This window comes from Pseudooceanicola batsensis HTCC2597 (assembly GCF_000152725.1).
In the GTDB taxonomy this organism is placed as follows: domain Bacteria; phylum Pseudomonadota; class Alphaproteobacteria; order Rhodobacterales; family Rhodobacteraceae; genus Pseudooceanicola; species Pseudooceanicola batsensis.
Genome location: NZ_CH724131.1, coordinates 1994213 through 2017348 on the forward strand (window position 1 = coordinate 1994213; position 23136 = coordinate 2017348).

General features: G+C 67.1%; 24 protein-coding genes. 17 read left to right on the forward strand and 7 right to left on the reverse strand.

What is annotated here, in order from left to right:
- Positions 1-11: 11 nt before the first annotated feature.
- Together OB2597_RS13485 and OB2597_RS13490 are read right to left on the reverse strand one after the other, a co-directional pair.
- Complete coding sequence (locus OB2597_RS13485; protein ID WP_009806137.1) at positions 12-557, reverse strand: NnrU family protein; 546 nt, start codon at positions 555-557, stop codon at positions 12-14.
- Positions 558-600: 43 nt separating this feature from the next.
- Positions 601-1455: an HpcH/HpaI aldolase/citrate lyase family protein gene (locus OB2597_RS13490; protein ID WP_009806138.1), complete on the reverse strand. Its 855-nt coding sequence runs from the start codon at positions 1453-1455 to the stop codon at positions 601-603.
- Positions 1456-1716: 261 nt separating this feature from the next.
- Here OB2597_RS13490 and OB2597_RS13495 point away from each other — a divergent pair, with 261 nt between their 5' ends.
- The gene (locus OB2597_RS13495) at positions 1717-2019 is read left to right on the forward strand and encodes a hypothetical protein (RefSeq protein WP_009806139.1); all 303 of its coding nucleotides are present in this window, start codon (positions 1717-1719) and stop codon (positions 2017-2019) included.
- A gap of 236 nt (positions 2020-2255) precedes the next feature.
- Positions 2256-3218, forward strand: a complete 963-nt coding sequence (gene mdh / locus OB2597_RS13500) for a malate dehydrogenase (protein ID WP_009806140.1) — start codon at positions 2256-2258, stop codon at positions 3216-3218.
- Positions 3219-3276: 58 nt separating this feature from the next.
- On the opposite strand, the gene OB2597_RS13505 is transcribed toward mdh, so the two are convergent.
- Positions 3277-3615: a hypothetical protein gene (locus OB2597_RS13505; protein WP_009806141.1), complete on the reverse strand. Its 339-nt coding sequence runs from the start codon at positions 3613-3615 to the stop codon at positions 3277-3279.
- Positions 3616-3891: 276 nt separating this feature from the next.
- Between OB2597_RS13505 and sucC the strand changes: the two genes are divergently transcribed.
- The 14 genes from sucC to lpdA all read left to right on the forward strand — a co-directional run bounded on the left by sucC (position 3892) and on the right by lpdA (position 16830).
- Complete coding sequence (sucC, locus tag OB2597_RS13510; protein WP_009806142.1) at positions 3892-5085, forward strand: ADP-forming succinate--CoA ligase subunit beta; 1194 nt, start codon at positions 3892-3894, stop codon at positions 5083-5085.
- Positions 5082-5543: a hypothetical protein gene (locus OB2597_RS13515; protein ID WP_009806143.1), complete on the forward strand. Its 462-nt coding sequence runs from the start codon at positions 5082-5084 to the stop codon at positions 5541-5543. Before sucC ends, OB2597_RS13515 begins: the two co-directional genes overlap by 4 nt.
- A 22-nt stretch (positions 5544-5565) precedes the next feature.
- A complete protein-coding gene (locus OB2597_RS13520) occupies positions 5566-6126 on the forward strand; it encodes a hypothetical protein (protein WP_009806144.1) in 561 nt (186 codons plus the stop codon).
- On the forward strand, positions 6117-6779 hold the full coding sequence (locus OB2597_RS13525) for a hypothetical protein (RefSeq protein ID WP_009806145.1): 663 nt from the start codon (positions 6117-6119) through the stop codon (positions 6777-6779). Before OB2597_RS13520 ends, OB2597_RS13525 begins: the two co-directional genes overlap by 10 nt.
- 213 nt (positions 6780-6992) lie before the next feature.
- Positions 6993-7877: a succinate--CoA ligase subunit alpha gene (sucD, locus tag OB2597_RS13530; protein WP_009806146.1), complete on the forward strand. Its 885-nt coding sequence runs from the start codon at positions 6993-6995 to the stop codon at positions 7875-7877.
- Positions 7878-8042: 165 nt separating this feature from the next.
- Positions 8043-8576, forward strand: a complete 534-nt coding sequence (locus OB2597_RS13535) for a DUF805 domain-containing protein (protein WP_040609784.1) — start codon at positions 8043-8045, stop codon at positions 8574-8576.
- Positions 8573-11542 (forward strand): 2-oxoglutarate dehydrogenase E1 component, encoded by a 2970-nt coding sequence (locus OB2597_RS13540; RefSeq protein ID WP_009806148.1) that lies wholly within the window; start codon positions 8573-8575, stop codon positions 11540-11542. The genes OB2597_RS13535 and OB2597_RS13540 overlap by 4 nt, the downstream gene beginning before the upstream one ends.
- A gap of 71 nt (positions 11543-11613) precedes the next feature.
- A complete protein-coding gene (odhB, locus tag OB2597_RS13545) occupies positions 11614-13176 on the forward strand; it encodes a 2-oxoglutarate dehydrogenase complex dihydrolipoyllysine-residue succinyltransferase (RefSeq protein ID WP_009806149.1) in 1563 nt (520 codons plus the stop codon).
- A gap of 259 nt (positions 13177-13435) precedes the next feature.
- Positions 13436-13831 carry a cupin domain-containing protein gene (locus OB2597_RS13550; protein ID WP_040609343.1) on the forward strand — a complete coding sequence of 132 codons (396 nt, stop codon included), beginning with the start codon at positions 13436-13438 and terminating at the stop codon, positions 13829-13831.
- Between the two features lie 12 nt (positions 13832-13843).
- On the forward strand, positions 13844-14227 hold the full coding sequence (locus OB2597_RS13555; protein ID WP_009806151.1) for an MAPEG family protein: 384 nt from the start codon (positions 13844-13846) through the stop codon (positions 14225-14227).
- 15 nt (positions 14228-14242) lie between these two features.
- Entirely contained in the window at positions 14243-14512 is a 270-nt protein-coding gene (locus tag OB2597_RS13560) for a hypothetical protein (protein WP_009806152.1), read from the forward strand.
- Positions 14512-14925 (forward strand): DUF4345 domain-containing protein, encoded by a 414-nt coding sequence (locus OB2597_RS13565; protein WP_009806153.1) that lies wholly within the window; start codon positions 14512-14514, stop codon positions 14923-14925. Before OB2597_RS13560 ends, OB2597_RS13565 begins: the two co-directional genes overlap by 1 nt.
- A complete protein-coding gene (locus tag OB2597_RS13570) occupies positions 14922-15308 on the forward strand; it encodes an MAPEG family protein (RefSeq protein WP_009806154.1) in 387 nt (128 codons plus the stop codon). The genes OB2597_RS13565 and OB2597_RS13570 overlap by 4 nt, the downstream gene beginning before the upstream one ends.
- 133 nt (positions 15309-15441) lie before the next feature.
- A complete protein-coding gene (gene lpdA, locus OB2597_RS13575) occupies positions 15442-16830 on the forward strand; it encodes a dihydrolipoyl dehydrogenase (RefSeq protein WP_009806155.1) in 1389 nt (462 codons plus the stop codon).
- Positions 16831-17071: 241 nt separating this feature from the next.
- On the opposite strand, the gene OB2597_RS13580 is transcribed toward lpdA, so the two are convergent.
- From OB2597_RS13580 to OB2597_RS13590, 3 genes are read right to left on the reverse strand one after another with little or no spacing between them, the layout of a single operon-like run.
- A complete protein-coding gene (locus tag OB2597_RS13580) occupies positions 17072-17821 on the reverse strand; it encodes a lysophospholipid acyltransferase family protein (protein WP_009806156.1) in 750 nt (249 codons plus the stop codon).
- Complete coding sequence (locus tag OB2597_RS13585; RefSeq protein ID WP_009806157.1) at positions 17818-18720, reverse strand: cell division protein FtsX; 903 nt, start codon at positions 18718-18720, stop codon at positions 17818-17820. The genes OB2597_RS13580 and OB2597_RS13585 overlap by 4 nt, the downstream gene beginning before the upstream one ends.
- The gene (locus OB2597_RS13590) at positions 18717-19394 is read right to left on the reverse strand and encodes a cell division ATP-binding protein FtsE (protein WP_009806158.1); all 678 of its coding nucleotides are present in this window, start codon (positions 19392-19394) and stop codon (positions 18717-18719) included. The genes OB2597_RS13585 and OB2597_RS13590 overlap by 4 nt, the downstream gene beginning before the upstream one ends.
- 149 nt (positions 19395-19543) lie before the next feature.
- On the opposite strand from OB2597_RS13590, the gene OB2597_RS13595 reads away from it, so the two are divergent.
- On the forward strand, positions 19544-20455 hold the full coding sequence (locus OB2597_RS13595) for a zinc-ribbon domain-containing protein (RefSeq protein ID WP_009806159.1): 912 nt from the start codon (positions 19544-19546) through the stop codon (positions 20453-20455).
- A gap of 42 nt (positions 20456-20497) precedes the next feature.
- Here OB2597_RS13595 and OB2597_RS13600 read toward each other — a convergent pair whose 3' ends face one another.
- The gene (locus OB2597_RS13600; protein WP_009806160.1) at positions 20498-23113 is read right to left on the reverse strand and encodes a TIGR02302 family protein; all 2616 of its coding nucleotides are present in this window, start codon (positions 23111-23113) and stop codon (positions 20498-20500) included.
- Positions 23114-23136 lie beyond the last annotated feature (23 nt).

Here is a 23136-nt window from a genome sequence, read left to right on the forward strand (position 1 = left end):
GCAGTCCTGATTTATCCGAAGGTCGGGTATCCGAGCCATGTGTGTATCCAGCCGATCACCAGCAGCAACAGGACAGAGATGGCGAAGAACATCCCGTCCTTGGCGATCGAGCCCTTCGCGGGCGGGGACCAGTCCGGGTCCGACCGGTTGATGACGATCATCTCGACGACGGCCCAGAGACCCAGCCCGCCGAAGAGGACGAACGAGGGGACATCGCCGTTCACCAGCAGGTGCGCCAGCGTCCAGAGCAGGAAGCCGGTCAGCATGGGGTGCCGCATCCGGTAGAACAGCGCGCCCTTCTTGGGTCCGGGACTGGTCAGGTAGAGCGCGGCCACCATCATCAGGTTGTTGATACCCACGGTCGCCGGATGGCGCCCCCAGAAGAACGCCCCCTCGGCGGCGCGGTAGCCGAAGATCATCAGCACGATCGAGACGACGAGCGCCAGCGCCACCGCCCCCTTGCCCGCAGTGCCCATCCGGGCGCGGGGGCCGGGTGCGACGCGTTTGAAAAGATGGGCCGCCCACCAGAGCAGCACGCCGAGAACGAGAAGGAGCATCAGTCACCTGTCTTGAGCATGGAGTCGCCCCACGTTGCCGGGTTCATCCCCTCCGCGCAATCGCCTCGGATTTGGCCAGCGTCTTTTTGGCCGTCTCGACATGGAGGTTCTCGACGATCTTGCCGTCGACCACCGCGACGCCCTGTCCGGTCCGCTCGATCTCCTCCAGCGCGGCGATCTGACGCCGGGCCAGCTCGACCTCGGCCTCGGTCGGCGCGAAGGCCCTGTTCGCCCCCTCGACCTGTGCCGGGTGGATCAGCGTCTTGCCGTCGAAGCCCAGGTCGCGGCCCTGCGCGCATTCTGCGGCCAGCCCCTCTTCGTCCAGGTACTGGTTGTACACGCCGTCGATGCAGACCACCCCATGCGCGCGCGCCGCCAGCAGCATCTGCTGCAGCGCGAACATCATCGGCAGCCGGTCGTCCCGGCCGCGGCAGTTCAGCTCCTTGGCGAGGTCGTTGGTCCCGGCCACGAACCCGGTCACCCTGGGGTGCGCCGCGATTTCCAGCGCGTTCAGAACGCCCAGCGGCGTCTCGATCATGGCCCAGATCGCCGTCTCGCCGCCAAGCAGGTCGTCCAGCGCCTCGATGTCCTTCGCGGAATCCACCTTGGGCAGAAGAAAGGCATCGGCCCCGGCGTCCCTGAGAGCACGGACATCGTCGGCGCCCCAGTCGGTGTCCAGCCCGTTGATCCGGATGATCCTGGCCCTCTCGCCGTATCCGCCCTGCTCCAGCGCGGCCTTCAACGTCTCGCGCGCCGCATCCTTGGCATCCGGCGTCACCGCATCCTCGAGGTCGAAGATGATCGCATCGCAGGCCAACCCCCGCGCCTTGTCCAGCGCACGGTCCTTGGACCCGGGAATATAGAGAACAGATCGGTAGGGGCGGAAGTCGTCGTCCATGGGAATCTCCGGGGCTGCGCGGATCGGTTAGCAAGAATCTTGCGCACCAATGGCATTTTCCGAGGGAAAAGTTCAAGGCCGTCCGCGCCGCGATGCAGAATTCCGTACCGTGGCCGCGGGGGCAAGGACCACCGCGCGCAGCATTAACCACGTCTTCAGACGCCGGCGGCAGATTGTCCGCACGACCCAGGCCCGGACACGCACCGGACGGAGGCCGCAAGCACGCGGGCCGGCCCCGCGGCAGATAAAAGGTATGAAACAATGCGAAATGTCGTCACCGGAACGCTTGCCGCGCTCCTTCTGTTCACGATCCCCGCCCACGCCCGCACCAGCTGCGCCCCGCGCGACCTGGTGGTCGAGCGGCTGGCCAGCACCTATGGCGAAACCCGCCGGTCGATCGGCCTCGGCGCCGGCAACCGGATGGTCGAGGTCTTCGTCTCCTCCGAAACCGGCTCCTGGACGATCACCGCCACGCGGCCCGGCGGCATCACCTGCCTCGTCGCCAGCGGAGAGGCGTTCGAAACCTATGCCGAAGCTCTGCCCCTGGACGACACGGATGCGTGATCAGAATCGAACCTCCCAGCCCCCTCCCCGCGCGAACACCCGGCAGCGGCCCCGCCCCGGCGCCCCTCCCCCCCGGAGGGTGCGGCAGACGCATTATGCTGATTTTCATGCCCTTTTCTTAAGGGTGCCGACGCTACGGTCCGACGATCCGGACCCTCCGCACCTGCGCGCACTTGCGCTGATCCCGCAAAATGCCTAGGCATCGCCCGAGATTTATCGGACTGGAGATAGGTTCCATGGCACGACCCAAGATCGCCCTGATCGGCGCTGGTCAGATCGGCGGCACGCTCGCACACCTCGCGGCACTGAAAGAACTGGGCGACGTCGTCCTCTTCGACATCGCCGAAGGCACGCCCGAGGGCAAGGCCCTCGACATCGCGGAATCCGGCCCGTCCGAAGGCTTCGACGCGCATCTCAAGGGCACGCAGGATTATGCCGACATCGCGGGCGCCGACGTCTGCATCGTCACCGCCGGTGTCCCGCGCAAGCCGGGCATGTCCCGCGACGACCTGCTGGGCATCAACCTGAAGGTCATGAAAGCCGTGGGCGAGGGCATCAAGACCAACGCCCCCGACGCCTTCGTCATCTGCATCACCAACCCGCTCGACGCGATGGTCTGGGCGCTGCAGAAGTTCTCCGGCCTCCCGGCCGAAAAGGTCTGCGGCATGGCCGGCGTGCTCGACAGCGCCCGCTTCCGCCATTTCCTCAGCCTCGAATTCGGCGTGTCCATGAAGGACGTCACCGCCTTCGTCCTCGGCGGACACGGCGACACGATGGTGCCCTGTGCCCGCTATTCGACCGTCGCCGGCATTCCGCTGCCCGATCTGGTCAAGATGGGCTGGACCACGCAGGAAAAGCTCGACGCGATCATCCAGCGCACCCGTGACGGCGGCGCCGAGATCGTTGGCCTGCTCAAGACCGGGTCGGCCTTCTACGCACCGGCCACCTCGGCGATCGAGATGGCCGAGGCCTATCTCAAGGACCAGAAGCGCGTCCTGCCCTCTGCCGCCTATTGCTCGGGCGAACTGGGGGTCAAGGACATGTACGTGGGCGTTCCCACCGTCATCGGCGCCGGTGGGATCGAGCGGATCGTGAACATCAAGCTGAACAAGGACGAGCAGGAGATGTTCGACAAGTCGGTCGAGGCCGTGAAGGGCCTGGTCGAAGCCTGCAAGGGCATCGACGAGTCGCTGGCCTAAGCCGGACCACCGCAGGACAAACCGAAGCCGCGGGCCGTCAGTCCCGCGGCTTTCGCGTTCACCGGCCGTGGCCCGAGACCTCGTCCAGCAGCCGCGCGGCGATCATGGCGCCGCCCGCGATGGCCAGCGAGGTGCCGATCTTTCCGACCAGATTCTCGGGCGCCACCTGTTCCGCGCCGTCCCGCGACAGACGCACCGCCTTGCCCATCCGGCCCGAGCGCTTGTCCCGCAGCGGTGAGGGGTTGGGCATGTCGAGCGCACTCGGACGGAACCGCGACAGCAGCGCGCCGACCGCCACCAGACCGGCGCCGAAGGCCAGCGGCATCCAGCGGTCGCGCCGCGCGACCGGAACGGGACGGCCGGACAGGTGATCGGGAAGCTTCGGAAATAGCGTCATGGCGTGCAAACTCCTTTCGAAAAGCAACCCGCCTGCCGGAAACCGGTTCCCCCACCCCGCCACCGGGCGGTGAATCGCACCGAAGCGCGGCATTTTCCCACTTTACCGCCGCAGAACCGGCCCTTGCGCGCACCTTGTGATCACGCCCCGCAATCGTGTGATCACAAACCCCCGCAAATGAGCGGTTTCCCACGGATTCCGGGAGAAAAAGATTCATAGCGCGGCCGCACTATGCCACTACCGTGCCCAACGTATCTGAAACGAGGGACGGAATTCATGAACATTCATGAGTATCAGGCGAAGGCGATTCTTCGCGACTACGGATGCCCGGTCTCCGACGGACGTGCAGTCCTGAAAGCCGAGAACGCCAAGACTGCCGCCGGGGAACTGGACGGCCCCCTCTGGGTCGTGAAGGCGCAGATCCACGCGGGCGGCCGCGGCAAGGGCTCGTTCAAGGAGGCCGACGCCGGCGAGAAGGGCGGCGTGCGCCTGGCCAAGTCCGTCGAGGAAGCCGCCGAGGAAGCCAAGAAGATGCTCGGCCGCACCCTCGTGACCCACCAGACCGGTCCGGCCGGCAAGCAGGTGAACCGCATCTATATCGAGGACGGGTCCGACATCGAGCGCGAACTCTACCTCGCCCTGCTCGTCGACCGCCAGACCTCGGCCGTCTCGATCGTCTGCTCGACCGAGGGCGGCATGGACATCGAGGAGGTCGCCGCATCGACCCCCGAGAAGATCCTGTCCTTCTCGATCGAGCCCGCCACCGGCTACCAGCCGTTCCACGGCCGGCGCGTCGCCTTTGCCCTCGGCATGGAAGGTCCGCAGGTCAAGCAGATGGTCCAGCTTCTTGACAAGCTCTACCGTGCCTTCACCGAGAAGGACATGGAGATGCTCGAGATCAACCCGCTGATCGTCATGCCCGACGGCAACCTCAAGGTGCTGGACGCCAAGGTCGGCTTCGACGGCAACGCGCTGTATCGTCACAACGACATCATCGCCCTGCGCGACGAGACGGAAGAGGACCCCAAGGAACTCGCCGCGTCCAAGTACGACCTCAACTACATCGCGCTGGATGGCGAGATCGGCTGCATGGTGAACGGCGCGGGCCTCGCCATGGCGACGATGGACATCATCAAGCTGTATGGGGCGGAGCCTGCCAACTTCCTCGACGTCGGCGGCGGCGCCACGAAGGAGAAGGTGACCGAAGCGTTCAAGATCATCACGTCCGACAAGAACGTGAAGGGAATCCTGGTGAACATCTTCGGCGGCATCATGCGTTGCGACGTCATCGCCGAGGGCGTGGTCGCCGCGGTGAAGGAAGTCGGACTGGAGGTCCCGCTGGTCGTCCGGCTGGAAGGCACGAACGTCGAGAAGGGCAAGGAGATCATCAACACCTCCGGCCTGAACGTCATCGCGGCCGACAACCTCAGCGACGGTGCCGAGAAGATCGTGAAGGCCGTGAAGGGATGAAACTGGCTGTCGCGACAGTTCTCGCCCTGGGGCTGATGGGCCCGGTGACGGCCTCCGCAGGCAGTCACACGCCGGAGGAAGCCGCGTTGGACGACGTGATCTCGGGATGCATCCGCATCGTGGCGCAGGGCATTCCGCCGGTTCGCGCCCTCCCCGGGGCCAACGAGGTTGATGGCAAGTGGAAGCACGTCACCGACGTCTCCACCACCACCTTCGACCCCGCCGAGAACTGGTGCGACATCCACCTGCCGTCGATGGCCTTCGACAGGGAGGCCGCGCTGGATTTCGTCCGCAACGCCATGCTCGCGGCCGATATCACCGACCTGCAGAGCCGTGATGTCGGCCGCGTCATGGCCGGCCTCATCGGCGAGGTGAACGGCGCATGGGTGCACATCGGCGTCGGCGGCGGGAGCGGCGGCTCGACCGGCTCCCAGTTCATCGTCAAGGGCCAGAAATAGGATTTCCCGGAAAGACCGAGCCTTGCGTCACGTGATCCGCACATATGCCTCGACCCTCTGCCTGGCCCTCGCCGGGCAGTTCGGCCTGGGCTTCGCGGTCGCCGCGCAGCGCGGCGAGGTCACCGGCTTCCTGAGGGAGGCCATGACGCTCTGCATCCAGAACGATCGGGACCCGAACGTGCTGGTGCAGGAGCTGGACGCCCGCGGCTACAGCTACACGCCCGAGCGGATGGACGAAGAGACGGTCATCCACTGGTTCGCCGCGCCGCAGCCGGACCTCGGCACGGTGATGATCACCTACGAGAATTTCTCCCTGCATTGCGCCATAGGCACCGACATGATCGGGGTGACCGAGGCGATCCCCCTCGCCGGCACGATCCTGGAAGAGGCATTTCCCGGCCTCTTTGTCGCGGGCAGCCACGAGAACGGGCCTGTCATCACGCCGGGCAACGCGGCCGGCGACAGTTGCACGGGCTACGCGGCCTTCCTGCCGCAGAGCGCGACGGAGGTTACCATCGGCATGCGCGGACAGGATCCCGTCTGCGTCGAGAATGGCACGGCACAGGTGATGATATGGTTCTGATCCATGATGCAGGCACAAGGCGCGGCGCGGCGTTGCGGCGCATGGCGCCGGCCATCGGCCCGGTGATCGCCGCCCTGCTGCTGGCCGCCGCCCCTGCCGCAGCGCAGGAAACAGACGCCGCGAAGACCGCCGGCAACACCTGGGTACGCTTCCTCGAATTCTGCGGCGCGGTCGGGTCGGATCCGGCTGGCTTCCTCCAGGACGCGGCCGACAAGGGCAGCGCCATCGACCGCACCGACGACAACGGCGTCGTGGCCGTGACCGAGCCGGCCGGGACCGAGGGGGTCAAGACCGAGGTATATTACTACGGCATGCCCGGTGGATTGCAGACATCTTGTGCCGTGACCGGGCGCGACCCCGCCGGCTTTGCCGCGGTCATCCAGAAATACGCCATGACCGATCCGGGTCTCGTCGAATACGGCCGCGCGCTTGACGCGGGTCTGAAATCGGTGCTGGACGAGGACGAGGTGCTGCGCGTCGGAGGAGAGCTCACCCTGCCCGGCGACCCCGGCAGCGCGGCCTCAGAGATCGTCATGCCCCACTATCGCGCCATCGTGGATCTGGCGGGCGAACCCCGCTACGCGACCATCCATATCGCGGGCGGCGCGATCTTTATCGACACGATGTTCCACCCCGCGGAGGTCCCCGAATGACCCGATCCCGCGCCGGAACGAGCGACAGGAATGGATCTGACGGGGCCCGCGTCCCGCAGAATGCCCGCCGCCCTTTCCTGCATCGTCCCGCCCCTTCCCGTTCCGGACCGCGCTCTTCTGTGTGCCGGCGGGTCCGGGAAGCCCTCTTTTACTCGCAGAGAGCCCCTCTCGCGTTGATGCAGACTGCAAAATACTGAAAAGGAGACGCCCAACATGGCAGTCCTCGTAGACGAAAACACCAAGGTCATCTGTCAGGGCTTCACCGGCTCTCAGGGGACCTTCCACTCGGAACAGGCCATCGCCTACGGCACCAAGATGGTCGGCGGCGTGACGCCCGGCAAGGGCGGCTCGACCCATCTCGACCTGCCGGTGTTCGATTCGGTCCACGAGGCCGTGGACCAGACCGGCGCCAACGCCTCGGTGATCTACGTGCCGCCGCCCTTCGCGGCGGATTCCATCCTCGAGGCGATCGACGCCGAGATCCCGCTGATCGTCTGCATCACCGAGGGCATCCCCGTGCTCGACATGATGAAGGTCAAGGCGGCGCTGAAGAACAGCCCCTGCACGCTGATCGGCCCGAACTGCCCCGGCGTCATCACCCCCGACGCCTGCAAGATCGGCATCATGCCCGGCCATATCCACAAGCGCGGGTCGGTCGGCGTGGTCTCGCGCTCGGGCACGCTGACCTACGAGGCGGTCAAGCAGACCTCGGACGCGGGCCTGGGCCAGTCCTCGGCCGTGGGCATCGGCGGCGACCCGATCAAGGGGACCGAACACATCGACGTGCTCGAGATGTTCCTTGCCGATGACGAGACGGAGTCCATCATCATGATCGGCGAGATCGGCGGATCGGCCGAGGAAGAGGCCGCCCAGTTCCTCGCCGACGAGAAGAAGAAGGGTCGCTGGAAGCCGACCGCCGGCTTCATCGCCGGCCGCACCGCCCCTCCGGGCCGCCGCATGGGCCACGCGGGCGCCATCGTCGCCGGCGGCAAGGGCGGCGCGGACGACAAGATCGAGGCGATGAAATCCGCCGGGATCGTGGTCGCCGACAGCCCCGCCGGTCTGGGCGAGGCCGTGCTGAAGGCGATCAAGGGCTGAGACCCGCCACAGGACCGTTCCGGGCGATCCCCGCCCGGAACACGACACGTAAGGATCGGCCATGGGCCAGGTGAATGTGAAGCTTGCCGGAACCTCCGTGGCGCCCTCGACGGGCGGACCGGAAAGGACCGCATGGCCCGCCTCCTCGGGACAAGGGGCCGCGACATGACCTTTCCGCAAGCCGTCCGCACCTGTTTCCGGAAATACGTCACCTTCTCGGGCCGCGCCACGCGACCCGAGTACTGGTGGTTCATTCTCTTCATCATCCTCGGCGGCATCGTTGCGGGCATACTGGACGGCATCCTCTTCGGCACCGGCAGCGTCGAGACCGGCCCCGGCGACTTCTCGGCCCAGAGCGAGAACGGGCCGATCGCCTCGCTCTTCTCCCTCGCCACGCTGCTGCCGATCCTTGCCGTCGGCTGGCGGCGGATGCACGACACCGGGCGCTCGGGGCTCTACCTGCTCTATCCGATCCTCGTCTGGGTCGGCATCGGCACCTTCGCGAGCGTCGCAGGCGTGACGGGTCCGCTCATGGCCGGCGATTTCGGCACCGCCTTCGCGGGCATCGTCGGCATCGTCATGATCATCTCGATCATCATCGCCCTCTTCTCGCCGCTCATCGTCATCTGGTGGCTCACCCGCCCCACGCAACCCGGCTCCAATCAGTGGGGCCCCAACCCTCATGAGGTCTCGTCATGACCGACCAAAGCCCCAACGACATCTTCCATGCCTCGAGCTTCATGCAGGGGCACAACGCGGAATATCTCGAACAGCTTCACGCGCGATGGGCGAACGATCCGGCTTCGGTCGACGAGGCCTGGGGCGAATTCTTCAGGCAGCTCGGCGATACCGAGATCGACGCCAAGAAGGAGGCCGCGGGCCCGTCCTGGGCGCGGGCCGACTGGCCGCCCGTTCCCAATGACGACCTGACCGCGGCGCTCGACGGGCAATGGCCGGTGCCGGCCGAGATGGCGGCGGCGGGTGACAAGATCAAATCGAAGGCCAGCGAGAAGGGCGTCGAGGTCAGCGACGAGGCGATCAAGCAGGCCGTGCTGGATTCCGTCCGTGCCATCATGCTGATCCGCGCCTACCGGATCCGCGGGCACCTGGCCGCGGATCTCGATCCCCTGGGGATGCGGGACGAGACCAACCACCCCGAACTCGACCCCCGTTCCTACGGGTTCGCCGAAGCGGACATGGACCGGCCGATCTTTCTCGACAAGGTTCTGGGCCTCGAGATCGGCACGATGCGCCAGATCGTCGACATCGTGAAACGCACCTACTGCGGCACCTTCGCGCTGCAGTACATGCATATCTCGAACCCCGAGGAGGCCGGCTGGCTGAAGGAGCGGATCGAGGGCTACGGCAAGGAGATCGCCTTTACCCGCGAGGGCCGCAAGGCGATCCTGAACAAGCTGGTCGAGGCCGAGGGTTTCGAGAAGTTCCTGCACGTCAAGTACATGGGCACCAAGCGCTTCGGCCTGGACGGCGGCGAAAGCCTGGTTCCCGCGATGGAGCAGATCATCAAGCGCGGCGGCTCGCTCGGCGTGAAGGAGATCGTCGTCGGCATGCCCCACCGGGGCCGCCTCTCGGTGCTCGCCAACGTGATGGAAAAGCCCTATCGCGCGATCTTCAACGAATTCCAGGGCGGGTCGTTCAAGCCCGAGGATGTGGACGGTTCGGGCGATGTGAAATACCACCTCGGCGCCTCTTCGGACCGCGAATTCGACGGCAACACGGTGCACCTGTCGCTGACGGCGAACCCCTCGCACCTCGAGGCGGTCAACCCCGTGGTGCTGGGCAAGGCACGGGCCAAGCAGGACCAGCTCAACGACAGCGACCGCACCGCCGTCCTGCCGATCCTGTTGCACGGCGACGCGGCCTTTGCCGGCCAGGGCGTCGTGGCGGAATGCTTCGGCCTCTCGGGCCTGCGCGGACATCGCACCGGCGGCACGATCCATATCGTGGTGAACAACCAGATCGGATTCACCACCGCGCCGCATTTCAGCCGGTCGAGCCCCTACCCCACCGACATCGCCCTGATGGTCGAGGCGCCGATCTTCCACGTCAACGGCGACGACCCCGAGGCCGTGGTGCACGCCGCACGGGTGGCGACGGAGTTCCGGCAGAAATTCCACAAGGACGTGGTCATCGACATGTTCTGCTATCGCCGCTTCGGTCACAACGAAGGCGACGAGCCGATGTTCACCAATCCGCTCATGTACAAGAAGATCAAGGGTCACAAGACGACGCTCAGCCTGTATACCGACCGGCTGGTCAAGGACGGGCTGATCCCCGAGGGCGAGATCGAGGACATGAAGGCCTCGTTCCAGTCCTATCTCAACGAGGAGTTCGAGGCCGGCAAGGATTACAAGCCCAACAAGGCCGACTGGCTGGACGGCAAGTGGTCCGGGCTCGAGCGCGAGAAGGAAGATTACCAGCGCGGCGAGACCTCGATCAAACCCGAGACGATGGAACAGATCGGCGAGGCGCTGACCCGCGTCCCGGAGGGTTTCCCCACTCACAGGACGGTCGAGCGGCTGCTCGCGTCCAAGAAAAAGATGTTCGACAGCGGAGAGGGCTTCGACTGGGCGACCGGCGAGGCGCTGGCCTTCGGCTCGCTCCTGACCGAGGGCTATCCCGTCCGGCTGGCCGGGCAGGATTCCACCCGCGGGACCTTCTCGCAGCGTCATTCCGCGTTGGTGAACCAGAATACGGAAGAGCGATACTATCCGCTCAACAACATCCGTGAGGGTCAGGCGCGCTACGAGGTCATCGATTCGATGCTTTCGGAATACGCGGTGCTGGGCTTCGAATACGGCTTTTCGCTGGCCGAACCAAATGCCCTCACCCTGTGGGAGGCGCAGTTCGGGGACTTTGCCAACGGTGCGCAGATCATGTTCGACCAGTTCATCTCGTCGGGCGAATCCAAATGGCTGCGGATGTCCGGCCTCGTCTGCCTGCTGCCGCATGGCTACGAGGGCCAGGGGCCCGAACACTCCTCGGCCCGGCTCGAACGCTTCCTGCAGATGTGCGGGCAGGACAACTGGATCGTCGCCAATTGCACGACCCCGGCGAACTATTTCCACATCCTGCGCCGGCAGCTGCACCGCAGCTTCCGCAAGCCGCTGATCATGATGACGCCGAAATCGCTCCTGCGTCACAAGCTGGCGGTGTCGGACGCGGACGAATTCACCACCGGGTCGAGCTTTCACCGCGTTCTCTGGGACGATGCGGACCAGCAGTACGGCAAGGACCGGTCGACGACGAAACTGGTCGAGGACGACAAGATCAGGCGCGTCGTCATGTGTTCGGGCAAGGTCTATTACGATCTTCTCGAGGCCCGCGACGAAGCCGGACTGGAAGACGTCTATCTACTGCGGCTGGAACAGTTCTATCCCTTCCCCGCGATCTCGCTGGTCAAGGAGCTCGAGCGGTTCAAGGGCGCCGAGATGGTCTGGTGCCAGGAAGAGCCCAAGAACCAGGGCGCCTGGACCTTCGTCGAACCGAACATCGAATGGGTCCTGACCCGCATCAAGGCCAAGCACGAACGCCCTGTCTATGCGGGCCGCGTCGCCACGGCCTCTCCGGCCACGGGGCTTGCCGCACAGCACAAGGCGCAGCAGGCGGCACTGGTCGCCGACGCGCTTGGGCTTGAAAAATGACATGGAAGGGGCGGGGCCACGGGGCGCCGCCTGAACCGGATATACCGAACACATCTGAAGGATAGCCACCGATGACCACCGAAATTCGCGTGCCCACGCTTGGTGAAAGCGTCACCGAGGCCACCGTCGCCACCTGGTTCAAGAAACCCGGCGACACCGTCGAGGTCGACGAGATGCTTTGCGAACTGGAAACCGACAAGGTCACGGTCGAGGTCCCCTCGCCCGCGGCCGGCGTTCTTGCCGACATCGTCGCCGCAGAGGGCGAAACCGTCGGCGTCGATGCCCTGCTCGGCAACATCTCGGAATCCGGCAACGCCGGGCCGGAGGACACCAAGCCGCGCGCCGAGGACACGGAAGAGACCGAGGCCGAACAACCGGCCAATGGCGAGAAAGAGGCCACCGAAGGCGGCGAGACCGTCAAGGTGATGGTGCCGTCCCTGGGCGAATCCGTGAGCGAAGCCACCGTCGCGACATGGTTCAAGAAGGAGGGCGAGAGCGTCGAGGCCGACGAGATGCTCTGCGAACTGGAGACCGACAAGGTGTCGGTCGAGGTTCCGGCCCCGGCGGCGGGCGTACTGTCGAAGATCCTCAAGAACGAGGGCGAAACCGTCGAGGCGGGCGGCCAGCTCGCCGAGCTGAATTCGGGCGATGGCGGCGGCAGCGCCAAGGCCGCGCCAGCCGTCCAGGACGAGGGCGCCGAAGGCGAGGCCTACGAGACGAAACCCAACCGCGGCAGCCGTTCGGACACCGAGGACGCGCCCTCGGCCAAGAAGGCCATGGCCGAGGCCGGCCTGTCGCGCGATCAGGTGACCGGAACAGGCCGTGACGGCCGGGTCATGAAGGAAGACGTGGCCAAGGCGATCTCGGCCGCGAAATCCGCTCCGGCCCCCGAGGCCAAGGCGCCGCCGCGCGCCCCCGTTCCGGCCGACGACGCCGCACGCGAGGAGCGGGTCAAGATGACCCGCCTGCGCCAGACCATCGCCCGCCGCCTGAAGGACGCGCAGAACACCGCCGCGATCCTGACGACCTACAACGAGGTCGACATGACGGCGGTGATGGAACTGCGCAAGACCTACAAGGAGGAATTCGAGAAGAAGCACGGCGTGCGCCTGGGCTTCATGTCCTTCTTCACCAAGGCCTGCTGCCACGCCTTGAACGAGGTGCCCGAGGTCAATGCCGAGATCGACGGCACCGACATCGTCTACAAGAACTTCGTGCACATGGGCATCGCCACCGGCACGCCCCAGGGCCTCGTCGTTCCGGTGATCCGCGATGCCGACAGCCTGTCCTTCGCCGGGATCGAGAAGGCGATCAACGAAAAGGGCAAGCGCGCCCGCGACGGCAAGCTCTCCATGGCCGAGATGCAGGGCGGCACCTTCACGATCTCGAACGGCGGCGTCTACGGATCGCTCATGTCCTCGCCGATCCTGAACCCCCCGCAGTCCGGCATCCTGGGCATGCACAAGATCCAGGAGCGGCCGATGGTCGTCAACGGCGAGATCGTGATCCGCCCGATGATGTACCTCGCGCTCAGCTACGATCACCGCATCGTGGACGGCAAGGGTGCCGTGACCTTCCTCGTCCGCGTGAAAGAGGCGCTCGAGGATCCGCAGCGCCTGCTGATGGACCTCTGACCGGTCGGAAGATCCCTGTAGCACCGTCCGTGGCCCCTGCGGCCACGGGCGGGAGGCCCCGTACGGCCCCCACCGGCTTCCCACGATCCGACCGGCGGCGTCGACCGCGGCGGGGGCCGGACCACCGCTCCACACCCGGCGCGTCCTGAGACCGGCCCCGCGGGCGGGCGCGTCCCGGCCGCGAGGGCTTCGCCCCCTTCTCAAGCGTTCCGCTCCTGCGTAGGCTTCAGGCGGAACGAAAGAGGAGATGCGCAGCAGGATGTCCAGGGCCACCCGCATCAACATTGCCGACCGTCCGCCCCATCTCTGGGACCCGCGGGAAACCTCGACCGTCACCTACCGCACGCTGCTCTCGGGCGACGAAACCCCGACCCACGGGCTGGTCCAGGGGATCGCCACCCTGCGCGCCGGCGATGTCGAGGCCGCGCACTGGCACGATATTCCCGAAACCGTCCACGTGCTCGAAGGGCATGGCCATGCCCGCCTGGGCGCCGAGATCCTGCAGATGCGTCCGGGGGACACCTTCTTCGTTCCCGCCGGATGCGTCCACGAATGGCGCAACGGCGAAGGCATCCTGCGGTTTCTTTATTCCTTCCCTGCGGACTCCTTCGCGGAAATCGCCTATCATCCCGAAACGAACGTCTCCGACTCCTGACAGGCTGGCCCCATGACCCTTACCTCGATCCTCGCCCTCTACGGCATCGTCGTCCTCGTCACCATCCTGGCCCAGGTACTCGCCGCGGCCCGGAAACTCGACCTCTCGCAGCTGGCGGGCAATCGCGAAAGCCTGCCCTCCCTCACCGGGATGGCCGGGCGGCTGGACCGTGCGCAGATGAACTCCGTCGTCGCCATGGCGCTCTTCGCGCCGCCGGTCCTGATCCTTGCGCAGCAGCCCGAGGCCCCGGGCGCGGCGCTCACCGCCGCCTGGCTCTTCCTGCTGGCGCGCATCGCCTATGTCGTGGTCTACGCGCTCGGCATCGCCTATCTCCGAACCGCTATCTGGCTGGTGGGTTTCGCCATGATCTTCTGGCTGTACCTTCTTGCACTCTGATCCGAGGCCGTGACCATGCCCCTCCAACTTCTCTGTCGGCTCGACAGCACCGATCCCGAAACGACGATGGACGCCCTGACAGAGGACACCGAAGATCAGGCGCTCGCCGGACTGACCCGGCTGCAAGTCTGGAACGGCGCAGAGGCGCCGGGCGAGATCTGGGTGCTGTTCGACGTGAACGACCGCGCCAAGGCACAAGGCTGGCTCGACCGCGCCGTGGCCGACACGCACGGCCGCCGCGCCGCCGTCACCGCCGGATCGGCGCATTTCCTGCGGACCGCCTGATGGAGACGGTTCTGCGTGTCATCCTCGGCCTGACCGGTCTGGCCATGGTGGTCATCGGGCTGAACACGGGGCTGGGCGGCATGCCGACCCTCGGCTGGCAGTTTCCTTCCGACGCGGTGCCCACCTCGGCATCGATCGACTTTGCCCGGCACGACAACAACGTCCGGTTCTTCGCCGCGACCTTTGCGGGCATGGGGCTGTGCATGGCCGCCGCCGCGCTGCGGTTCCGGATCTTCGCCCCGATCGCCGCGGCCTTTCTGCTGGCCATCGCCCTTGGCGGGGTCGCGCGGCTGATACAGCCGGGCTATGCCCCGCTGACCGACCCGGCGCTGCTGCCCTCGGTCATCGCCGAGATCGTCGCCGGACCGCTCTTGGCCCTTTGGACCGTCGTGGTGTGGAGACGCAGGCAATGACCCCCGAACTCACTGTCCTGGCCCTCGCCGCGCTGCTCCAGATCCTCCAGATCGCACTCTATTCCGTGGCCGGTCAGGCCCAGGCCGGAACCCGGGCCGCCCTGAAACCGCGCGACAAGAAGATCGAACTTTCGGGCCGGCCCGGCCGCATCCACCGCGCGATGAACAACCATTTCGAGGGCTTGATCCTCTTCACCATCGCCGCGCTGCTGGCCGCCCATGCCGGCTCCACCGGGCTCACCGCGGCCTGCGCCTGGATCTACCTGGCCGCCCGCATCCTCTATGTCCCGGCCTATGTCCTGGGCTGGGTGCCCTGGCGCAGCCTGATCTGGCTGGCGGGGTTGCTGGCCACCACGCTGATGATCCTGGCGAGCCTCCTTTGACCTTCATCTTGCCGGAAATACTCCGGGGTGAACTGGCCGGAACGGCCAGGAGGGGCAGCGCCCCTTCCCTCTCGCCCCGGACCCGCGTAAACCGGCCCTGACACCGACGCCGAACAGACCCAAGGAGTTCCCAATGGCAGCCTATGATGTGATCGTGATCGGTTCCGGCCCCGGCGGCTATGTCGCGGCCATCCGCTGCGCCCAGCTCGGTCTCAGAACCGCCTGCGTCGAGGGCCGCGACACGCTCGGCGGCACCTGCCTCAACATCGGCTGCATCCCCTCCAAGGCGATGCTCCACGCGACCCATCAGCTGCACGAGGCCGAACACAACTTCGCCACCATGGGCCTCAAGGGCAAGAGCCCCTCGGTCGACTGGAAGGTCATGCAGGAGTACCGGCAGTCCACGGTCGACAGCAACACCAAGGGGATCGAGTTCCTCTTCAAGAAGAACAAGATCGACTGGCTCAAGGGCTGGGGATCGATTCCCGAGGCTGGCAAGGTCAAGGTCGGCGACGAGACCCACGAGGCGAAGAACATCATCGTCGCAACCGGCTCCGAACCCGCCACTCTCCCCGGGATCGAGATCGACGAAAAGATCGTCGTCTCCTCGACCGGCGCGCTGACGCTGAACAAGGTGCCGAAGAAGATGATCGTGGTGGGGGCCGGCGTCATCGGGCTCGAGATGGGCTCGGTCTATGCCCGCCTCGGCACCGAGGTGACGGTGATCGAATTCCTCGACCACGTCACCCCCGGGATGGACAAGGAAGTTCAGCGCAACCTCCAGAAAATCCTGAAGAAGCAGGGGATGGACTTCATCATGGGCGGCGCGGTCCAGTCGGTCGAGACCGCGCGCGGCAAGGCCAAGCTGACCTACAAGGCCCGCAAGGACGACAGCGAACACCAGCTCGACGCCGATGTCGTGCTCATCGCCACCGGCCGCAGGGCCTATACCGACGGCCTGGGCCTCGCCGATATCGGTGTCGAGACGACCGACCGGGGCGTCATCAAGACCGACGATCACTGGGCGACCAGCGTGAAGGGCATCTACGCCATCGGGGATGCCATCGCCGGCCCGATGCTGGCCCACAAGGCCGAGGACGAGGGCATGGCAGTGGCCGAGGTGCTTGCCGGCAAGCACGGCCATGTCAACTATGGCGTCATTCCATCGGTGATCTACACCCATCCGGAGGTCGCCGCCGTCGGCAAGACCGAGGACCAGCTCAAGGAAGAGGGCCGCGCCTACAAGGCCGGCAAGTTCTCCTTCATGGGCAATGCCCGCGCCAAGGCGGTCTTCGCCTCGGAAGGGTTCGTGAAGATCCTCGCCGACAAGGAGACCGACCGCATTCTCGGGGCCCATATCATCGGCCCCGCGGCGGGCGACCTGATCCACGAGATCTGCGTGACGATGGAATTCGGCGCCTCCGCCCAGGACCTCGCCCTGACCTGCCACGCGCATCCGACTTATTCCGAAGCCGTGCGCGAAGCCGCCCTCGCCTGCGGCGACGGCCCGATCCACTCCTGATCCGGAAGAGCGCCGCCCTCCGGGCGGCGCAAGTCATTCCACTCGTTGCCGGCCCCGCAGGCGGGGCCGACGCCTCGGGGCCTCCGGCGGGGATATTTTCCTGACCAAAGAAGCGATTATCCTTCTTTGGTCCGACAAATATCCTCGGGGGTCGGCGCGACTGCCACGGCAGTCGCGACGCAGGGGCCAGACAGCCCCCTGTTAGTCATGGAATGCGCCGAAGGCGCGCGATCGGATCGCTTCAGGTCGACAGGGTGTTGGAGGGTGCGGGTTCGGCATAGCCGCTCTCCTGCATCAGCCGGTTGCTTGCAAGCTCGATCTCGGTTTCCAAACGCCTCAGGAACTCGTGGCGTTCGAGACCGGGTGGCAGGGGCTCGAGGAACTCGACCACCGCCAGGCCCGGCTTGCGCAGGATGCCATGCCTGGGCCAGAACAGCCCGACATTGGTCGCGGCGGGCACGCAGGTCTGGCCCGTGGTCTCGTATATCACCGCCGATCCGACCTTGTAGGGCAGGTAGGCACCGGGGGCGACCCGCGTGCCCTGCGGGTAGATGATCAGCTGGCCCGCGGGGGCGTCTCCGGCCGTGACCCCGTCCATCATCTGGCGGATCGCCTGGGCCCGTTTGCCGCGGTCCACCGGGACGCACCCGATCCGCAGGGCGTACCAGCCCAGGATCGGCGCGTGGACGAGGCTTGCCTTCATGATGAACTTCGGGCGCGGCAGGGCGCTGACGATCAGGATGATATCGAGAAAACTCTGATGCTTGGAGGCGATCAGGACCTCGCCCTCCGGCACCTCTCCGCGCACTTCGCTGCGGATGCCCACCATCCATCGCGCGGTCCAGCGCACGTACCGGCAGTAGGCATGGACCGCCGCATAGGCTGCATCGCGGTTGAACAGCACGAAGGGCGTGTAGATCAGCGCGTAGACTGCCATCGCCAGGTACATCTGGCCCACGAAGATCAGCGATCGCAGGTACTGCAGGATCATGTCAGCTCTCCCAGGACGCGGAGCGCGGCGCGGCGGGTGGCGGCGTATGCCACCAGCCCCGCCACCGGCGGCAGCAGCAGCGGCAGGAGCCATTCCGCCCCCCGGAATCCGAGCCCGGTGAGCATGTCCAGGCCCTCGCCGGACGACGGCAGGAGCAGGAGCGCCAGACAGCCCGCAAGGGTTCCGGCCGCGGCCCCGGCGAGCGTCCGCAGGGTGAAGCGCCGCACGAACGCCCTCGCGACATAGCGGTCCTCGGCCCCGACGAGGCGCAGCACGCCGATCACCTGCGCATTGGCCGAAAGGGCGGCGCTGGCGGCCAAAGTAATGATGGCCGCCATGGCCCCGCCGATCAGCAGGATCGACAGGTAGCCGAGGGCGCGCAGCCGCTCGGCCGCGCGGACCAGCGGACGGCGCCAGCGCGTGTGATCGTCGAGCACCGCGCCGGGCGCCTCGGCCGAGAGCCGCAGCCTCAGACCGGCGGCGTCGAAGCCCGCGTCGGTCTCGATCACCTCGATCAGCTGCGGCACCGGCAGGTCTTCGACAGGCACCTCCGGCCCGAACCACGGCGCCAGCAGCGCCCTCTGTTCGGTTGCATCCAGGGCCCGCGCCGAGGCGACGCCCTCGGTCGTTTCCAGCACCCGGAGCGCGGCCGCCGTCTGCGCCTGCATCTGCTCTCCGGGCGCCGATATGCGCACGGTCGAGGCCCGTGCCAGATCCTCGCCCCACCTGTCCGCGAGCCGGCCGGTGGAGAGCGACAGCGCCAGGGCGAAGACCGCGAGGAAGGCCATGACGGCCGCGGCGAAGAGGGTCAGGTGCGCGGTCTGGCCCGACGGCGGCACCACCCGGTCGGCCGAGCCGTCGCCCGAGACAAGATCGCCGATGACCCGCGGCCCCCTCACAGGTCCGCCCCCGCCAGCTGCAGCCGCCGGTTCGAGATGCGCAGCACCCGCGCCTGGACATGCTGCTTGGCCGCCCGGATCAGGCCCAGGTCGTGCGAGGCGATCAGGACGGTCTTGCCCATCCGGTTCAGTTCCACGAGCAGCTGCAGCAGGCGCTGCGACATTTCCCAGTCGACATTGCCGGTCGGTTCGTCGGCCAGGATGACGTCGGGCGACAGGATCACCGCCCGGGCGAGCGCGGCGCGCTGACGCTCACCACCCGAGAGTTGCGGCGGCAGCGCGCTTGCGCGCGGGGTGAGCCCGCACCAGGCGAGCAGTTCGTCGAGATTTGCCGCCTCGGCCTGCACGTCGCGCCCGGCCACGGTCAGCGGCAGGGCGACGTTCTCCGAGATCGGCAGGTGGTCGAGGAACTGGCAGTCCTGGTGCACCACGCCGATCCTGCGGCGGACCATCGCGATGTCGTCGCGGGTCATCTCGCGCACGTCCTGCCCGAAGATGCGCGCATGGCCCGCGGTCGGAACCAGCGCCCCGTAACAGAGCTTGAGAAAGGTCGTCTTGCCCGCCCCGGACGGTCCGGTGAGAAAATGGAACGAGCCCGGCGCCAGTTTGAGTGAGACCTCGCTCAGCAGTTCGCCACCGCCGTAACTGTAGGCCAGATTGTCCAGCTCGATCACGTCATTCCCCCGTCGGCCAGCCTCCTTCTGCACCACTCGGCCCAAGGTTTCAATTGGATCAGGCAGGGCGGCGATTGCGTTTTTCACCGAAGCATATACAAGATAAGCTATGCTTCGAAGCGGTACGCAGCGGCGTATGCGGAGGATGGATGCGACTGACCTGTCCAAACTGTGATGCGGAATACGAGGTTCCGGACGAGGTCATTCCGGCCGCCGGACGCGATGTCCAATGCTCCAACTGCGGCGACACCTGGTATCAGTACCATCCCGACCACATGCCCGACGAGGATGCGCAGGATGGCGCCGACCTTCCGGAGGCGCCGGAGCCCGCACGCGAACCTTCGTTCCGGCCGGATCCCGAGGCGGATGACGACATCGATGACGACGGCTGGTCGGACGAGGACGAGACGGGCGTGTCGGACGCCCTCCCGTCGCCGGAGGCGGGCGATGCCTTGCCCGAGGAACAGCAGCCCCTGCGCCGGCGCCCCCTGTCGCCGGAGGTCAAGTCGATCCTGCAGGAAGAGGCCGTTTATGAAGAGCGCGCGCGCGCCGGTGCGCCGCTGGAGAGTCAGCCGGACCTGGGGCTGGGCGAGCCGGAACCCGACCGCGGACGCCAGGCGCGCGAGATCGCGGCCGAAAGCCGGCTGGCGCGGGTCCGGGCCGATGCCGATGCGGCCCAGCATCCCCCGCAAGAGCCGGAGCCGCAGGAGGCCGGGGAGTCGCGCCGGAACCTCTTGCCGGACATCGAGGAGATCAACTCGACCCTGCGCCGCAAGGGCGATCCCGCACGCCGGGCCGAGGACCGGTCCGGCCGGGCGGCCGCGCAGGAGCAGCGGCTCGGGTTTCGGCGCGGGTTCGTCGCCGTCATCGTGCTGGCCGTGCTCATGACCATCATCTACCTTCAGGCCCCCCAGCTGGCCGATGCGGTACCGGCGCTGGCCGGCCCGCTGGAGGCGTATGTCGCGGGCGTGGACGACGGCCGCATGTGGCTGGACGAAAAGGCCGAGACCCTCGCGGAACGCCTGGATGCCATGTCCGACGAGACAGCGCCCGATCAGTAACCTGCCGCGCCGTCGCAGAGGAGCCGGCCTGTCCCCGCGCCGTCAGAACCGTTCCAGCAACCGCTTCAGATACTCGCGCTCGATCTCGGGCCGGTCGCTGTCGCCGGACCGGCGGCGCAGTTCCTCTTCCAGTTCCAGCGCACGGCGATAGACGTCGCGGTCCTGCAGCATGTCGCGCTGGCTGCCCATGTCGCCATTCGTGCCGGCGCTGCGGCCGAGCGGGTCGTTGCGCTCGCCCCCGGTATTGCCGTTGGCCTGCCCCTGCTGGCCCTGGGCCTGCCGGCGTTCTTCGGCCATGGCTTCGCCCATGTTGCGGATGCCGTCGCGCAGCGCTTCCATCGCGACGGACTGACGGTCGATCGCCCCGGCGAGGTCGTCGCCGCGCAGGGCCTCCTCGGCGCCGCGCATAGCCTCCTCGGCGCGCTCCAGCGACCGGCGGGCCTGTTCGCCCGCTTCGCCGCCCAGCCCCGGCAGGTTGCCCCGTTGACGGTTGAGTTCGTTGCGCAGCGCCTGCTGCCGGTCGGCAAGCCCCTGTTCAAGATCGCCCTGCCCCTGGCCCTGACCGGGCTGCTGGTTGCCGCCGGACTGCGGACCGGGTTGCCGGCCCGGCTGCTGACCCTGCCCTTGGCCCGGCTGGTTCTGACCATGCTGCTGACCCCGGCCCTGATTGCCGCTGCGACCCTGGTTCTGCTGGCTTTCGCCGCGGTTGGCATCGGGGTTGAACTGCTCCTGCAGATCGCGGAAAGCCTCGTCCGACAGGCCCTGCTGATCGCGGAGCGTTTCCGAAAGCCCCTCCATCGCCTGCTGACCCGGCGACTGCTGCTGCCCGCCCTGACCCTGGGTGACGCGCATGTTCTCCATCATCTGCTGGAGCTCTTCCAGCGCCTGCTGCGCCTCGGCCATCCGGCCCTGCTCCATCAGTTCCTGGATGCGGTCCATCATCGCCTGCAGATCGTCCTGGCTGAGGCGCATGGCATTTTCCATCTGCTCGGCCGACAATTCTTCGCCCATCTGCTCGCCTTCCTCGGCGGCCTCGCGCGAGAGCTGGCGCATGTAGTCCTGCGTGGCGTCGCGCAGTTCCTGCATCAACCGGGCGATTTCCTCGTCGCTGGCGCCGTTCTTCATGGCCTCGGACAGACGTTCCTGCGCCCGTTGCAGCCGCTCGCGCGCATCTTCGAGATCGCCGTCCTCGATCAGCAGCGCCAGATCCCAGAGCGCCTGCGCCAGGCTGTCCACCTGATCGTCCGTCAGGCGTGCATACTGCGTGATCGCATCCATGCGGCGCATCAGCACCCGCATCCGCAGATAGGCGGTCTGTGACCGGAAAAGCCCCTCGGGCTGCCACGAGATCGCCTTCATCACGCGCACGATCCGGCGGGCGTTGTCGCGGTTCCACAGAAGGTCGCGCCGCTGTTCGACCAGCGCGGCCGCCAACGGATCGAAGAACCGCCGCGCCGCCAGCCGGGTCTCGTAGGGCTCCGAGGCGCCGGTCTGCTCGGCCGCATCGGTGGCCCGCAGCGTCACGGTCACCGGAAGGTTGGCCCAGGGGTGTTCCGACAGGTTCTCGATCAGCTCCTGATCGAAGGCCGTGCGGTCCCCGGCGATCGGCAGCGGCATCTGCAACCGGATCGGATCGCGCGGTTCCGGCGCGCTGGCAAGACCATGGCGGCGGTCGACCGCGGGCAGATCGAGCGCGATTTCCGCCTCGCCCATCTCGACGCCATAGTCGTCGCCGGCGGCGAATGGCAGCTTGAACTCGCCCCGCACGCTCGCCTCGGAGGGGCCGGTGACCTCGACGAACGGCACGGTGTCACTTGTCAGGCTGACCTGCCAGCTTTCACCGCCCGGTCCGGCGACCGCCAGTTCGCCCTCGCGTTCCAGCGGGATCACCTGGGACGGCGCGCTGGGGTCCTCGACAGCCGGCCCGACGGTCTGTTCGACCGAAAGCGCGCCGACCTCGCCGTAGAGACGGATGGTCGCCTTGCTGCCCTCGGGCACCGCGAACCCGTCGTCCAGATCGGCAAGGTAGAGAACGGGCAGGCCGGTGTAGACGGGCGGTTCGATCCATCCCTCCCAGGTGGGTCCGGCGGCCAGTGCCGCGCCGCCGCCGGGCGCCATGCCCGCCACCGTGCCGACGCGCCAGAACGAGCCGAAGATCATGGCGATCATCAGGACCGTGAGCGCGATGAAGCGCAGGCCGAAGACATCGCGGCTGCTGACACGGAGATCGGGATCGACCGCCTTCGCCACCGAGGCCCGGTCGGCCATGCGCGACTGGTGCATCCGCCAGAGGGATTCCGACCCGAAATCGCCGCTGCCGATGGCCTGCGCGTCGCGCAGCGCCTGCAAAGGCCGCCCCTTGAGCGAGGCGTCGAGCCGCGCCAGGGCCTCTTCCCGCCGCGGCCATCGGAACGACCACAGCCCGTAGCCGGCGAAGACCAGCGCCAGCACCGCGAAGATCGCGCCGACCGCCCAGACCACCTCGACCGCGACCATGTCGTGCAGGCCCAGCATCAGCATACCGGCGGCCAGGATCACCACCGACCAGAGCGGCCAGAAGGCGCGGGCCAGCCGTTCGGCCAACAGCCCCAGACGGGTCAGGGCCAGCGGCCGCGAGATACGGGACAGGGTGTCGGCAAAGATCGTGCGGTCGGTCATGCGACTCCTCGAAGGCGGGCGTG

What these genes read in the sequence shown, in the direction of transcription:
- OB2597_RS13485 (WP_009806137.1), bottom strand. Translation starts at nt 557, where the DNA reads ATGCTCCTTCTCGTTCTCGGCGTGCTGCTCTGGTGGGCGGCCCATCTT.
- OB2597_RS13490 (WP_009806138.1), bottom strand. Translation starts at nt 1,455, where the DNA reads ATGGACGACGACTTCCGCCCCTACCGATCTGTTCTCTATATTCCCGGG.
- OB2597_RS13495 (WP_009806139.1), top strand. Translation starts at nt 1,717, where the DNA reads ATGCGAAATGTCGTCACCGGAACGCTTGCCGCGCTCCTTCTGTTCACG.
- mdh (WP_009806140.1), top strand. Translation starts at nt 2,256, where the DNA reads ATGGCACGACCCAAGATCGCCCTGATCGGCGCTGGTCAGATCGGCGGC.
- OB2597_RS13505 (WP_009806141.1), bottom strand. Translation starts at nt 3,615, where the DNA reads ATGACGCTATTTCCGAAGCTTCCCGATCACCTGTCCGGCCGTCCCGTT.
- sucC (WP_009806142.1), top strand. Translation starts at nt 3,892, where the DNA reads ATGAACATTCATGAGTATCAGGCGAAGGCGATTCTTCGCGACTACGGA.
- OB2597_RS13515 (WP_009806143.1), top strand. Translation starts at nt 5,082, where the DNA reads ATGAAACTGGCTGTCGCGACAGTTCTCGCCCTGGGGCTGATGGGCCCG.
- OB2597_RS13525 (WP_009806145.1), top strand. Translation starts at nt 6,117, where the DNA reads ATGGTTCTGATCCATGATGCAGGCACAAGGCGCGGCGCGGCGTTGCGG.
- sucD (WP_009806146.1), top strand. Translation starts at nt 6,993, where the DNA reads ATGGCAGTCCTCGTAGACGAAAACACCAAGGTCATCTGTCAGGGCTTC.
- OB2597_RS13535 (WP_040609784.1), top strand. Translation starts at nt 8,043, where the DNA reads ATGACCTTTCCGCAAGCCGTCCGCACCTGTTTCCGGAAATACGTCACC.
- OB2597_RS13540 (WP_009806148.1), top strand. Translation starts at nt 8,573, where the DNA reads ATGACCGACCAAAGCCCCAACGACATCTTCCATGCCTCGAGCTTCATG.
- odhB (WP_009806149.1), top strand. Translation starts at nt 11,614, where the DNA reads ATGACCACCGAAATTCGCGTGCCCACGCTTGGTGAAAGCGTCACCGAG.
- OB2597_RS13550 (WP_040609343.1), top strand. Translation starts at nt 13,436, where the DNA reads ATGTCCAGGGCCACCCGCATCAACATTGCCGACCGTCCGCCCCATCTC.
- OB2597_RS13555 (WP_009806151.1), top strand. Translation starts at nt 13,844, where the DNA reads ATGACCCTTACCTCGATCCTCGCCCTCTACGGCATCGTCGTCCTCGTC.
- OB2597_RS13560 (WP_009806152.1), top strand. Translation starts at nt 14,243, where the DNA reads ATGCCCCTCCAACTTCTCTGTCGGCTCGACAGCACCGATCCCGAAACG.
- OB2597_RS13565 (WP_009806153.1), top strand. Translation starts at nt 14,512, where the DNA reads ATGGAGACGGTTCTGCGTGTCATCCTCGGCCTGACCGGTCTGGCCATG.
- OB2597_RS13570 (WP_009806154.1), top strand. Translation starts at nt 14,922, where the DNA reads ATGACCCCCGAACTCACTGTCCTGGCCCTCGCCGCGCTGCTCCAGATC.
- lpdA (WP_009806155.1), top strand. Translation starts at nt 15,442, where the DNA reads ATGGCAGCCTATGATGTGATCGTGATCGGTTCCGGCCCCGGCGGCTAT.
- OB2597_RS13580 (WP_009806156.1), bottom strand. Translation starts at nt 17,821, where the DNA reads ATGATCCTGCAGTACCTGCGATCGCTGATCTTCGTGGGCCAGATGTAC.
- OB2597_RS13595 (WP_009806159.1), top strand. Translation starts at nt 19,544, where the DNA reads ATGCGACTGACCTGTCCAAACTGTGATGCGGAATACGAGGTTCCGGAC.
- OB2597_RS13600 (WP_009806160.1), bottom strand. Translation starts at nt 23,113, where the DNA reads ATGACCGACCGCACGATCTTTGCCGACACCCTGTCCCGTATCTCGCGG.